Here is a 12,494-nt window from a genome sequence, read left to right as displayed (position 1 = left end):
CCCGGCGCGGCCCACGGGAGGGCCCGATGAAGTGCTGGCTGCTCTGCCTCTGGCTGCTTTGCTGGGGCGCCACGGCGCAGGCCCAGCAGCGCCTGATCCTCACCACCGAGGAGTACCCGCCCTACAACATGAGCGACGGCCAGGGCCGCGTCACCGGCGTCGCCACCGACATCGTCCGCGCCCTGCTGGAGGGTGCCGGCATCGAGTACGAGATCGCCGTCTACCCCTGGGCGCGCGCCATCGCCATGGCCAGGACCCAGGTCAACACCTGCGTGTTCTCGATGTCACGCACCCCGGAACGCGAGGAGCTGTACCGCTGGATCGGCCCGCTGGTGACCAATGACTGGACCCTCTTCGCGCGCAGCGGCGCGAGCCGGCCCGGCCATCTGGAGGAGGTGCAGAACATGCGCATCGGCAGCTACCAGGGCGATGCCATCGTCAGCTATCTGCAGACCCGCGGCTACACGGTCGAGGCCGCGCCCAGCGATGACGCCAACCCGCGCAAGCTGCTGGCCGGCCGCATCGACTACTGGGCCACGGGGCGCCTGATCGGCCTGTACCGGCTCAGGCAGCAGGGCATCGGCAATATCGAGCCGGTGCTGAACTTCAACCGCACCGAGATGTACCTGGCCTGCCACAAGCAGCTGCCGGAAGAGACCGTCAGGCTGCTGAACAGCCAGCTGCAGACCCTGCATCAGAAGGGCGTGATCAAGGGCATCCACGCCCGCTTCGGCTACGCGCAGTGAGCGCGGTCCTCACTGCGACTCTTTAATCAGCCGCCCCGAACCCGGCTGCACCGGCCGGGCGTTCATGGGGTAGAGCCGGCCGAAGATGTTGAGCTGGTTCGCGGACAGCTGCACCGGCTGGCGCATCACCATCCACAGCACGCCCTCCGAGCAGGGCGGCGTGGTGAGCGAGCCCATGTAGGTGTAGTAGGCGCGGTCCTCGGGCAGCAGCTGGTTGAGGTCCATCTGGCCCGGCGCGGGCAGGGGCTCGCCCTTCTCCAGCGGCAGGTTGTTCCAGACGGTCTGCACCAGGGGCTGATCACGCCCCCGCTCCAGCAGCACGGCGACCACGGCCAGGCGGCCGTCCGCGTCCTTGTGCACGAGGTGGGCCACCATGTCGAACTGGCGACCGTTGATGCGTTCCTCGCTGGGCCGGTGGAAGTGGAACTGCAGCAGCTCGTAGCGGCGACCCATCACCTGCAGGCTGTTGCCGGGCGCGATGTTCACCTGGATGGTGTGGCCGTTGTCCAGCACGGCGAAGCCGCTGGGCTGGTAGTCGAACTGGATCTTCTCCAGCTCCACGCGGATGCCGTCGCGGATGTCGATGGGGCTCTGGCGCTTGCCGCTGGCACAGAGCCGGTACTCGGGCTTGAGCTCGCCCCAGTGCTCCGGGCCGCCCTCGCCCTCGTAGGCCCAGTGCAGTTCGCCGCCATGGCCCTTGGGCTCGGCGCGCCTGGCATTGCGGGGCTCGGCCTTGGAATCGCCGCGGGACTCGGGCTTGGGCGTCGGGGGCGCGGGCTCGGCCTTGGTCGCCAGGCGCTCCGCCAGCCGCTGGCGCAGGACGCCCAGGTTCTCGGCAGCACCCTCCTCCTTGCCGGCTTCCCTGGCTGGGGTGGCGGACTTGTCGGATGACTGCTTGTCGGACTTCTCAACCTTGGGCTCGCTCTTCTCCGCGGGCGTCGAGCGCGCCTGCGCAGGCCGCGGCCAGGCCAGGCACAGGGCGGCCACCATCAGCCAGCTCAGGCAGGCCAGCGTCGGGCGCTGAAGGGACGGCAGAAACGGGGCGGCAAGGGATCGGTGGTGCATGAAAGGCTCCTGAGCATGCGCGGCCGCGCCCGTGAACGGGCCGGCTCGGCATGCACCTGCTTCTACATCGGCCGGATGACGGCAGTCTTGAGTGCCCGGCCCCGGCGACTCAGACCTCGCGCTTGACCCACAGCCAGGCCAGCAGGCCGATGGCCATCATGCCTGCGGAGGCCAGGGCCAGGCCCAGGGTGGAATGCATGACCAGGGGCACCAGCACGCCGGCCACCAGGCCGTTGGCCGCGCTGCTGATGCAAGCCTGCAGCGAGGAGGCCATGCCGCGGCGCTCCGGCACCTGGTCCAGCACCATCAGCGTCACCACCGGCACCATGAGGGCCCAGCCCAGGGCGAAGACGCCGATCACCGGCAGCGCCCACCAGGCGCTGGGCGGCAGGGCCAGGTTCAGCACCACGTTCAGCACGGCCATGGCCAGCATGATGAAGAAGCCACGGCGAATCTGGGCCCGGGGCTTGATCTTGCCGGCCAGCCGCCCGCTGAACCAGGCGCCGCCCATGATGCCGCCGATGCTGAACAGGAAGAACAGGAAGAACTGTGTGGGCGCCAGGTGCAGGTGCTCGCCCAGGAAGACCGGGGCGGCCAGCACATAGAGGAACATGCCATTGAAGGGCACGCCGCTGGCGATGGTCAGCAGCAGGAACTTGCGGCTGCCACAGAGCTGCCAGTAGCCGCGCATCAGGTCGCGCGGGTGGAAGGGCTGGGCCAGGTCCTTGTGCAGGGTCTCGGGCAGCAGGCGCCAGTTGGCCACGAACAGGGCCGTGCCCACCAGCACCAGGAACCAGAAGATCGCGTGCCAGTCGGCATGCACGAAGAGAAAGCCGCCCACCATGGGCGCCACCGCGGGCGCCACGCCGAAGAACAGCGTCACCTGGGACATCACCCGCTGTGCCTCGGAGGGCGGGAACATGTCGCGGATGATGGCCCGCGAGACCACCACGCCCGCGCCGGCCGACATGCCCTGCACCGTGCGGAAGAAGATCAGCTGGCCGATGCTGGCCGACAGCGCACAACCCAGCGAGGCCAGCGCGAAGATGGCCGTGCCCACCAGGACCACCGGACGGCGGCCGAAGCTGTCGGACAGTGCCCCATGAAACAGGTTCATCAGCGCAAAGCCCAGCAGGTAGCTGGACAGGGTCTGCTGCATCTGCACCGGGGTGGCATCCAGCGCCTGCGCGATGCCGGCGAAGGCCGGCAGGTAGGTGTCGATGGAGAAGGGGCCTACGGTGCCCAGGCAGGCCAGCAGGACGGCCAAGGTCCAGCGCGGACCGCGCCAGAGGGTGCCGGCATCAGGATTCATCGGGAGTGTGCGTTGTGCGCCGGTCCCGGGCGCCAGGCCCGGGCGGCAGGAGGAAAGGAGCGAATCAGTGTAGCGGCCGGCGCCGGAACGCGCTGGCGCAGGGCCTAAACTCCGGCGCGCTTGCGTGAATCCTCAACATGCCCGAACCCTACGCCATTGGCCTCATCGGACTGGGAGTCATGGGCCAGCGAATGCTGGACCGGCTCCACAGCCATCCCCGCTTCCATCCCCTGTGCGCCTGGGACCCGGACCCGCAGGCGCGGGCGGCCCTGCGCGGCCGGCATCCGCAGCTGCTGATTCCCGATGAGCCCGAGCACCTGCTGGGCCATGCCGGGCTGCGCGGCGTCTACATCGCCAGCCCGCCGGCCTCGCACCTGCACTGGGCCGAGCGGGCCTTCGAGCACGGGCTGCCAGTGCTGTGCGAGAAGCCCCTGGCCGTCGATGCCGAGGCCGCGGCCCGCACCCTGCAGCGCCAGCGCCAGGGCCAGCACCGGGCGGCCGTCAACTTCTCGCTGGCGTCCAGCAGCGGCCTGGCGCAGCTGCAGTCCTGCTTCGGCGCGGCCTCACGCCATCCCATGGGCGAGCTGGAGTCGGTGCAGCTGACCCTGCGCTTCGCCAGCTGGCCCCGCCCCTGGCAGCGTGACGCAGGCGCCTGGCTGGCGGGCCGCGCGGAGGGCGGCTTCTGCCGCGAGGTGCTGTCCCATTTCATCTTCGTGCTGCAGCGGGTGCTGGGCGCCGCCGAGGTGGTGCACAGCGAGCTGCTGTACCCCGTGCAGGCCGAAGCGGCCGAGATCGGCCTGCGCGCCCGGCTGTTCGCGGCCGGCGTGCCCATCGACATCGACGCCGCCGTGCTGGGCCAGGAGGCTGATGTCAACGAGATGCGCTGGCGCGCCCGCGGCGGCGAGGTCTGGCTGAGCAACTGGTTCCGGCGCATCCGCCTGCGCAAGGACGAGGACTGGCGCGAGCTCGGCGAGCGCGACCTGCGCCCCGACCTCACCGAGGCCGACCTGCTGGAGCACTGGAGCGCCCTGCTGGACGGCCGTTCGCACGCCCTGCCCGGCTTTGCCGAGGCCCTGGCCGTGCAGCAGACCGTCGAGGCCCTGCTGGGCCAGGGGCACCCCGGTGCGCCCTTGCCTTCGAATATGGGTGAAGCAGATCGATAGGCCGGATTCTGTGCAAGACCTGACCCTTGCGGGCCCGGTCCCGTGACCGCCATTCCTCTGGGCCGGACATCACTGCCCGGCTCGGTGCCACCTACCCGCCAGCTCTGCGAGCCGCATCATCGCTGGCCTACTTGGTGTTGCTGCGCGTAGAGATTGCCCGTTTCACCCAGTCAGGCCTCCCGAAGAAGGCCCTCCTGACTCGTCTCTGTTGCTCTGATCCTCGGCTTTCGCCGGGCAGCCGCTAGCTGCTACGCCGCTCTGTGCAGTCCGGACCTTCCTCCAGTGCCGTGTTTCCACGCTCGCACCAGCGGCGGTCTGATCTGCTTCACGGGCCGCATTATCCCAGAAGCGGCGCCGGCTCCCGCGAAGCCGGACCGGGGCACAGGTGGCGAGGCCTCAGTTGCGCGGCACGATGGCGTAGCGCGGGTCGTGGTTGAAGTAGTAGGTGCTGCGGGACCACGGCCCCACCACGGCCCAGGCCGCCGCCTGGTCGGGGTTGCCGTTGGACGTGGCGATGGCCGCCGCCGCGATGGCGCCATAGCCTTCCACCGTGACCTGGTAGGTGCCCGGCGTGCCACCGCCCGGGAAGCCGCTGCTGCTCTCGGCCGGCATGCTCGGGGGCGTCGTGCCCTCGGCCAGGAAGGACCAGGTGCCGTAGAGCTCGTCCAGGTCCTGGTAATAGCTGCCGTCCTTCTTGTTCTGCGGGAAGACGTAGTCGGCCAGGTGGCGCGGATGGGCGGACTTGGCGATGGTCGTGGCCTGCTTGCCCACCCAGTTCGCGAGGGGCAGCGCGGCGCTGCAGCCCAGCTCGACTGCGTGGTTGACCGACATCGTGATGAAGTTCTGCATCCAGGGCGCCGTGGAGGCGCCACCCCAGTCGTCCGGCGGCGCGCCGACGGAGCTGATGAACTGGTCACGCGTGTAGCCGCCATTGCCCTCCCAGAAGGCCAGGGCGTTGGGGCGCGGCTGGGCGGGGCCGTTGGAATACCAGGTCATGTAGTTGGCATTCCAGCTGACGCGGATCGGGTGGCTGTCCAGGGAGCTGCTGATGGCATAGAGGCCGTAGCGCTGGGCCAGGGCCTCGTTGAGGCTCTGCTCGAGCAGGGAGCGCTCCGGGCTGCCGTCCAGGGCCGCCCACCAGGCGCGGGCGCGATTGCGGAACTGCCAGCCCCAGCCTCGCACCTGGACGCCGTTGAGGATCATGGACTTGTTCGACGAGCCGCTGCCCACGGAGTTGAAGGACAGGCCGGGGTTCACCACGAACAGGGACCAGGCCCCCAGCTGCATCAGCTTTTCCTGCCAGAAGGCCTGGCCGCTGCTGAGGTACATCCACCAGAAGGTGCCGGGCGTGTGTGCGACGTCATGCTGCCAGCCGTCGCGGCTCATGTTCAGTGTGCCATCCACCTTGAAGCGGTCGGCCACGGCGGCCTGGCTCCAGTAGTTGTTGTTGTCATGGAGGAAGACGGTGGGCCGCGAGAGCTTGGAGAGGATGCGCCCCTGCCCCGAGGTGGTGCCGATGATGGTCTTGGCGCTGTCCCCCTCCCGGAAGAAAAAGGCCCAGGAGCCCGCCATCTCGGCCTGGCGCTCACAGATGGCCTGCATGGACGCCGCGCCGGAGTAGAGGGAGACGCAGTCCCACTTGGGCATCAGGCCCAGGTCCTGGCGGCCGCCGACGCTGGACATGGCGATCTGCCAATAGCCCTTCGCGCCCAGGCCCTGCGGCCGCGTGGCCCAGTCGCTGGCATAGCTGGCGACCGAGCCGGAGTGGATGACGATGTTGCTGTCGTAGTTGGGCAGGGCCCGGGTCTTGGCGAGGTAGGCCACGCCGTGCTTGATGTTGGCACGGGGCAGCTCGCGGCCGCCCCAGTAGGCCCGCGACTGCCAGGTGCCTGCGTAGAGGTTCACGCTGGTCTGGGTCAGGCGCGCGACCGGGCTGGCCTTGCCGGTGGTGAAGCTGAGGGTGGTCGTGGTCTCGTCCTTCAGCCGGGTGACGTCGGCCACCTCAACGATGTGGCGCACGTGGTACTTGCCGATGGTGGGCCAGAACTGCACATGGAACATGGGACGGATGGCCCGCGTGGCATTGCTGCCGATGTCGAAGGCCTTGGTCTTGTGGTCGCACAGCAGCACCGTGGTGCACAGAGGGCCCTGCGTCCAGTAGCGGCTCTGCACGCCGCCGGCTGCCGTCTCGGCGGCCAGGCCGGCGTCGGTCTGGGCGGCCAGCATGGCGCGGGCGGAGACTGTCGTGGGCGAGGTGTCCATCTGGCCGAAGGTGAGGCTGATGGTCGCGTCGAAGTCGAAGTTCGCCAGCATGTCGGCCAGGGGCAGGGGCGTCACCGTGGGCCGGGGCTGATTGCCGAAGCTCAGCACGCGCTCGGTAGTGCCCAGGGTGGGCAGCACCACGGAGATCACCGCGAACTTGACCGAGCCGTCGGCGTGGCGGGACTTGACGTCCGCCTGCGAGGCCACGATCACGCCGTCCAGGAACACGCTGGGGGTGTCAGCGATCTCGCCTGCCGCGAAGGGCCGGCCGAACTGCAGCGGGTAGTTGGTCTCACTGCCCGTGGGCAGGCTCACGCGCAGCTGATTGTCAGGACTCACGGGCGCCCCACCATCTGTGGGCGTGCCGCTGGTGGGCGTGGTGTTGGGCGTGGTGTTGGGGCTGGTGGCCGCCATCGCGCTGCCCCCGCCTCCGCAGGCGGTGAGATGCATGCCGCCCAGCACGCTCAGCGCCGAGCCCAGCAAGAACTTGCGGCGCACCACCACCGTCACGTGTCCCTTCGAATCCTTCATTGTGTGCCCCCTTCAAAAACCATGAGCCTGAAACGCCCAGACGGAACGCCTCAGGCCCGCATTGTCAGCCTGCCTAGCCTTGCAGGGGTAGGCACCTGGCCAAATAAGTGGCATCCCCTGGCTCTCTTACCCGCAGTTACTTAGACGATGTGGTCATAAGCCGCGGCGCTACCATTGGTGGCCTTGCACAGGAGCGACCATGCCTTTCGACAATGTTCTGGCCACCATCGGCAACACCCCGCACATCCGCGTCAACCGTCTGTTCGGCAATGCCCAGGTCTGGGTGAAGTCCGAGCGGAGCAATCTTGGCGGCTCCATCAAGGACCGCATCGCCCTCTCCATGGTCGAGGACGCCGAGGCCCGGGGCCTGCTCAAGCCCGGTGCCACCATCATCGAGCCGACCTCCGGCAACACGGGCGTGGGCCTGGCCATGGTCGCCGCGGTCAAGGGCTACAAGCTCGTGCTGGTGATGCCCGACAGCATGTCCATCGAGCGCCGCCGCCTGATGCTGGCCTATGGCGCCACCTTCGACCTCACCCCGCGCGAGAAGGGCATGAAGGGCGCCATCGCCCGTGCCGAGGAACTGGTGGCCAGCACGCCGGGCGCGTGGATGCCGCAGCAGTTCAAGAACCCCGCCAATGTGGCCGTCCACGTGAACACCACCGCCCAGGAGATCCTGCGTGACTTCCCCGGCGGCCTGGACGTGCTGATCACCGGCGTGGGCACCGGCGGCCACATCAGCGGCACCGCACAGGTGCTCAAGAAGGCCTGGCCGCAGCTGAAGGTCTTCGCCGTGGAGCCGGCCCAGTCGCCCGTGATCAGCGGCGGCGCGCCCAGCCCCCACCCGATCCAGGGCATCGGCGCGGGCTTCATCCCCGACAACCTGCACACCCAGCTGCTGGACGGCGTGATCCAGGTCGAGGCCGAGGAATCGCGCGAGTTCGCGCGCCGCTCGGCCCGCGAGGAAGGCCTGCTGGTGGGCATCTCCAGCGGTGCCACCCTGGCCGCCATCGCGAAGAAGCTGCCCGAGCTGCCCGCCGGCTCGCGCGTGCTGGGCTTCAACTACGACACCGGCGAGCGCTACCTCTCCGTCGACGGCTTCCTGCCTGCCTGAGCCCGCAAGGCAGCCGCGCGATCCGGCCTGCCGCCATGAGAAAGGCCCCTCGGCGAGGGGCCTTTTTTCGTCGGTTCAGCGCCGGCTCATTCCTCCATGCCGTCCTGGCTGGGCAGGTCGTTGTCGCGTGAGGCCTGGCGCTTCAGCTGAGCCTCCAGGGGCGCCAGCGACTCCACCAGGGCATCCACCGGCTTGGGCGAGGCCAGGCGCATCACCGGCGGCGGCAACACGCTCAGGTAGGCCGGGCCGAACCAGTGCTGCTGCTCCCAGCGCTTGCCGACCATCAGGCCCATGCTGACCACCAGCAGGCTGGCCAGGCCCACGGCCAGCATGCGCCGCGCCCGCGGCCAGACCAGGGCGGCATGCCACCACAGCAGGGCCGCCAGGCCCAGCGGGAACACCAGCGCCTCCACCACCATCAGCCGCGGCCACGAGAAGGCATAGGCGATCACCGGCAGGCCCATGCCCAGCAGGTGCAGGCCCACCAGCACCAGCAGCACCCGCCGCAGATGCGGCAGAAAGGCGAACCAGCGGTGGAACAGCATGCTCACCAGGGCCCACAGACCCGACCAGGCCAGCACCAGCGCGAAGGGTGCCAGCAGGGCCGGGGCGTACTGGATCCAGGGCGTGCCGGGGTCCGAGCCCAGCCACTGGTCCAGCCACAGCAGCAGGGCCCACAGCAGGGCAAGACCTGGCACCAGCAGATGGCGCAGGCGGCCGCGCGCGAACTCCGGATGGGCCAGCGGCTTCTCCGGCGCCAGCGCCGTGCGCGTGCTGCGCAGGCGCAGCCGGGTGTTGCCCAGCTGCCAGACGGTGTCGTCGGGCAGCTCGCGGGACTCGCCCGGCAGCAGGCGCTGGCGGCCCAGCCAGCCGCCGTTGAGGCTCTCCAGCAGGCGCAGCTGCAGGCCGGCCTCGTCCCAGCTCAGCTCGGCGTGCTCGCCCGCCACATGGGCGTCGTCCAGCACCAGCCCGCAGGCCGGCGAACGGCCGATGCGCAGGGGCCAGGCCTGCACCTTGTGGACCGAGCGCACCTGGCCGTCGCGGTCCAGGACTTCGATCACTGCGGCCTGGTCCATGCGAAGCCTTTCAGGTAGTGACGGGTGAGGGTCTGGGCGTTGGCGAAGCTGACGCCCTTGGCGTCGAAGCGGCCCAGCGCGCCTTCGGTGTTGGCGTCGACCGTGGTGACCAGCACGCTGAGGTCGTGCAGGCCCGGCAGCTTGCGGTAGGCCCGCAAGCAGACCACGGCGCGCAGGGGCAGGCCCTGCTGCTCGACGAAGTCCTCGCGGCAGTAGGGGGCGGTGCGGTCGCGGTCATCGCGGCCCAGGCGTTCGTTGCGGAAGCTGTTGCCGTACTGGCGCGCAAAGCGCAGCGAGCCCAGCTTGCTGCCGTCGTAGGCCTCGTGGGCCATGTCCAGGTAGCCGGTCTGCATGCCGCCGTTGATGAAGATGGCGTGCTCCATGCGGCACTGTGAGCGCTGGAACTCCAGGCCCTTGGTGTCCGCCCCCGTGCCCCGGCCCCAGCAGCGCATGTACTGCTCCTGCGGCACCGGCAGCTGGTAGCGCGCATGGCCGGCATCGCGCCAGGGCTGCTTGACGAAAGCCTGCACGAGCTCGTCCTGGTAGGCCATCAGCTGCGCGGTGAGCTGGGGCCAGACGGGCTTGTCCAGGGGCTTGGCGTCGCGGCTGCGCTGGAGCAGGTCGGCGGCGAACTGCCCCGGTACCAGGAAGCTCATCTGCTGAGCGAAGAACATCGCCGAGACATTGACGCCCACCACGCGACCGTCCTCGTCGACCACGGGGCCGCCGCTCATGCCCGAGTTGATGGAGCCGGAGTAGTAGATCAGCGGATCGAAGCTGCGCTCGACCAGGCCGTTGTAGGTGCCCTCCACCACGGCAAAGGCCACGTCGTGCGGATTGCCCATGGAGTAGATGCGGTCGCCCTTGGACAGGGGCTGCTCCAGCGGGCGGAAGCGCAGCACGCCCTCGGGCTTGAAGTCCTTGATGCGCAGCAGGGCGAGGTCGCGGCGGACGTCGATGTCCAGCAGCTCGATGGCGCCGCCCTCGCCTTCCGTCGTGGCGTAGCGCAGGCGGTAGCGGTCGGGCTCCAGCGCGAACTGGCTGACCACGTGGTAGTTGGTGATCACGTGGCCCTGCTCGCTGACCACGAAGCCCGAGCCCACCGAGGCCTGGCTGTCCTGGCTCTTGAGCAGGGTGCGGATCTGCATCAGCTGGCCGCGGGCGCGCTCGTACACACGGCGCGCCACGGCCGAGACGGGCGCGGGCTTCTTCGCCTCCTCCTGCGGGGCGGAGGCGGCCGGGCGGGCGCCGGTCTGGGACCAGGCCGCCGGGGCCGCCCCGAGGCTGAGGACCAGCGCCAGGGCCAGGCCCCAGGCGGGGCGGCGACGGCGTTCGGGAATTGGATTCAAAGGGACTCCCTTGCTTGACTTTGCCGCGATGCTAGCTGCATTGCAGCCCGGTGCCGGACGAAACATGCGGCCGGAACACCCGCACATCATCGTAGAAGCCGGCGTCCCCGTTGGCCGGCCACCAGCCCGGCACCCCCAGCACGGGCAGCGGGGCAAAGGGCTTGCCGGCCCAGGCTGCGGCGTCCAGGCCCTGCGGGTCCTGCAGCAGCACATGGGCGCAGATGGGGGTGCGCGGCTGCATCAGCTTCTCCATCAAGGCATGGCCGATCAGGTGCAGCCGGGCCTGGGCCCAGAGCGGACGCAGCTCGATGAACAGGCGCCGCCAGTCCCGCGCCCGCAAGGCCTCGCACAGGGCCGGCGGCGCCTCGAGCCAGGCACCGTTCTCGTCGAACAGTGTCAGGGCGTCGCGCAGGGGGCCGCGCCGGCCCCCGTCCTGCGGCGCCGCCAGGCCCTGCTGGTGCAGCGCGTTCAACCGGGCCTTGAGCGCGGGCCAGCGCAGCCACACGAGGCCGTTGAGCGCGTCATGCCAGTGCTCGCGGGTAGGTACGGCGGCCTGCAGCGCGATGAAGGCCTCGTAGCCCGGCTCGCCATCCAGCGCGGCCTGCGGCACGAAGCGCAAGACCTGACCCCGCAGGCGCGGCCGCTCGGCGTCCGGCATGGCGTCGACCAGGGCATTGAGCGCCTGCGCCACCGTCAGCCCCGCATGCAGACGCTGCTGCAGGGCGAGGCCGGCGGCGCGGTAGTCCGCCAGCCAGGGCGCGGTCCAGTCCGGGGCGGGCCCCAGCGCTGCGGGCTCGCTCAGCGCCGGCTCCTCAGACCAGCTGCCAGGCCAGCGCCTCGCCACCGCGCAGCGGCTTGAGCAGCGCATCGCCGAAGGGCACGCTCTCGGGCAGGGTCCAGGCCTGCTTGCGAAGGGTGATGGTGCCGCTGTTGCGCGGCAGGCCGTAGAAGGCCGGGCCGTTGAAGCTGGCGAAGGCCTCGAACTTGTCCAGCGCGCCCATGGCCTCGAAGGCATCGAGGTAGAGCTCCAGCGCAGACAGCGCCGTGAAGCAGCCGGCGCCGCAGACCGAGTTCTCCTTCATCTGCGAGGCGTGCGGTGCGCTGTCGGTGCCCAGGAAGAACTTGGGGCTGCCCGAGGTGGCGGCCTTGATGAGCGCCTGGCGGTGCTCCTCCCGCTTCAGCACGGGCAGGCAGTAGTAGTGCGGGCGCAGGCCGCCGGTGAAGATGGCGTTGCGGTTGTAGAGCAGGTGCTGCGGCGTGAGCGTGGCGGCCACGTGCTCGTCGCTGGCCATCACGTAGGCGGCGGCTTCCTTGGTGGTGATGTGCTCGAAGACAATCTTGAGCTCGGGGAAGTCCTTGCGCAGCGGCGTCATCACGCGGTCGATGAACACGGCCTCGCGGTCGAAGACGTCGATGTCCGGATCCGTCACCTCGCCGTGCACCAGGAAGCGGATGCCCTCGCGCTGCATGGCCTCCAGGGTCTTGTAGCACTTGCGCAGGTCGGTCACGCCGGCATCGCTGTTGGTGGTGGCGCCGGCCGGGTAGAGCTTCAGCGCCACCACGCCTGCGGCCTTGGCCGCGGCGATCTCCTCGGGCGGCGTGTTGTCCGTGAGATAGAGCGTCATCAGCGGCTCGAAGCTCACGCCCGCGGGCACGGCGGCCAGGATGCGCTGGCGGTAGTCCGCGGCCTGCGCGGCGGTGGTCACCGGCGGGCGCAGATTCGGCATGATGATCGCGCGGCCGAACTGGCGGGCCGTGTAGGGCACCACGCTCTGCATGGCGGCGCCGTCACGCACGTGCAGATGCCAGTCGTCGGGGCGGGTGATGGTGAGTTCGGTGAGGGGGGCGGGGGTGCTCATGGGGGCGTATTGTCCCA

Annotated in this window: 10 protein-coding genes, 1 other RNA gene and 1 pseudogene; 3 read left to right on the top strand and 9 right to left on the bottom strand. The window is 69.8% G+C overall.

Going from position 1 to position 12,494, the window contains the following annotated elements:
• The first annotated feature begins 26 nt into the window (after positions 1–26).
• On the top strand, positions 27–746 hold the full coding sequence (locus tag ABDJ40_RS10975) for a substrate-binding periplasmic protein (protein ID WP_347609581.1): 720 nt from the start codon (positions 27–29) through the stop codon (positions 744–746).
• Positions 747–755: 9 nt separating this feature from the next.
• On the opposite strand, the gene ABDJ40_RS10970 is transcribed toward ABDJ40_RS10975, so the two are convergent.
• Together ABDJ40_RS10970 and ABDJ40_RS10965 are read right to left on the bottom strand one after the other, a co-directional pair.
• Positions 756–1,811: a carbonic anhydrase gene (locus ABDJ40_RS10970; protein ID WP_347609579.1), complete on the bottom strand. Its 1,056-nt coding sequence runs from the start codon at positions 1,809–1,811 to the stop codon at positions 756–758.
• Positions 1,812–1,920: 109 nt separating this feature from the next.
• A complete protein-coding gene (locus ABDJ40_RS10965; protein ID WP_347609577.1) occupies positions 1,921–3,123 on the bottom strand; it encodes a multidrug effflux MFS transporter in 1,203 nt (400 codons plus the stop codon).
• A gap of 137 nt (positions 3,124–3,260) precedes the next feature.
• Here ABDJ40_RS10965 and ABDJ40_RS24755 point away from each other — a divergent pair.
• Positions 3,261–3,572, top strand: a pseudogene (locus ABDJ40_RS24755) (Gfo/Idh/MocA family protein); the annotation flags it as partial.
• A gap of 114 nt (positions 3,573–3,686) precedes the next feature.
• Here the strand turns inward: ABDJ40_RS24755 and ABDJ40_RS10955 are convergent.
• The 3 genes from ABDJ40_RS10955 to ABDJ40_RS10945 all read right to left on the bottom strand — a co-directional run bounded on the left by ABDJ40_RS10955 (position 3,687) and on the right by ABDJ40_RS10945 (position 7,079).
• On the bottom strand, positions 3,687–4,241 hold the full coding sequence (locus ABDJ40_RS10955; RefSeq protein WP_347609573.1) for a hypothetical protein: 555 nt from the start codon (positions 4,239–4,241) through the stop codon (positions 3,687–3,689).
• Positions 4,242–4,267: 26 nt separating this feature from the next.
• Positions 4,268–4,613, bottom strand: an RNA gene (gene rnpB, locus ABDJ40_RS10950) — RNase P RNA component class A.
• Positions 4,614–4,682: 69 nt separating this feature from the next.
• Positions 4,683–7,079 carry a hypothetical protein gene (locus ABDJ40_RS10945; protein ID WP_347609571.1) on the bottom strand — a complete coding sequence of 799 codons (2,397 nt, stop codon included), beginning with the start codon at positions 7,077–7,079 and terminating at the stop codon, positions 4,683–4,685.
• A 199-nt stretch (positions 7,080–7,278) separates the two neighbouring features.
• On the opposite strand from ABDJ40_RS10945, the gene cysK reads away from it, so the two are divergent.
• Positions 7,279–8,193, top strand: a complete 915-nt coding sequence (gene cysK, locus ABDJ40_RS10940; protein ID WP_347609569.1) for a cysteine synthase A — start codon at positions 7,279–7,281, stop codon at positions 8,191–8,193.
• Positions 8,194–8,279: 86 nt separating this feature from the next.
• Here cysK and ABDJ40_RS10935 read toward each other — a convergent pair whose 3' ends face one another.
• From ABDJ40_RS10935 to pyrC, 4 genes are read right to left on the bottom strand one after another with little or no spacing between them, the layout of a single operon-like run.
• The gene (locus ABDJ40_RS10935) at positions 8,280–9,269 is read right to left on the bottom strand and encodes an FHA domain-containing protein (protein WP_347609567.1); all 990 of its coding nucleotides are present in this window, start codon (positions 9,267–9,269) and stop codon (positions 8,280–8,282) included.
• Entirely contained in the window at positions 9,251–10,618 is a 1,368-nt protein-coding gene (locus ABDJ40_RS10930) for a S1 family peptidase (protein ID WP_347609565.1), read from the bottom strand. The genes ABDJ40_RS10935 and ABDJ40_RS10930 overlap by 19 nt, the downstream gene beginning before the upstream one ends.
• A 31-nt stretch (positions 10,619–10,649) precedes the next feature.
• Positions 10,650–11,402 carry a DUF3025 domain-containing protein gene (locus ABDJ40_RS10925; RefSeq protein ID WP_430765635.1) on the bottom strand — a complete coding sequence of 251 codons (753 nt, stop codon included), beginning with the start codon at positions 11,400–11,402 and terminating at the stop codon, positions 10,650–10,652.
• A 28-nt stretch (positions 11,403–11,430) separates the two neighbouring features.
• Positions 11,431–12,477: a dihydroorotase gene (pyrC, locus tag ABDJ40_RS10920; RefSeq protein WP_347609561.1), complete on the bottom strand. Its 1,047-nt coding sequence runs from the start codon at positions 12,475–12,477 to the stop codon at positions 11,431–11,433.
• Positions 12,478–12,494: the final 17 nt, after the last annotated feature.

Source organism: Roseateles flavus (genome assembly GCF_039872765.1).
Classification (GTDB): domain Bacteria; phylum Pseudomonadota; class Gammaproteobacteria; order Burkholderiales; family Burkholderiaceae_C; genus Roseateles_B; species Roseateles_B flavus.
This window is presented reverse-complemented; position numbering and strand designations above follow the sequence as displayed.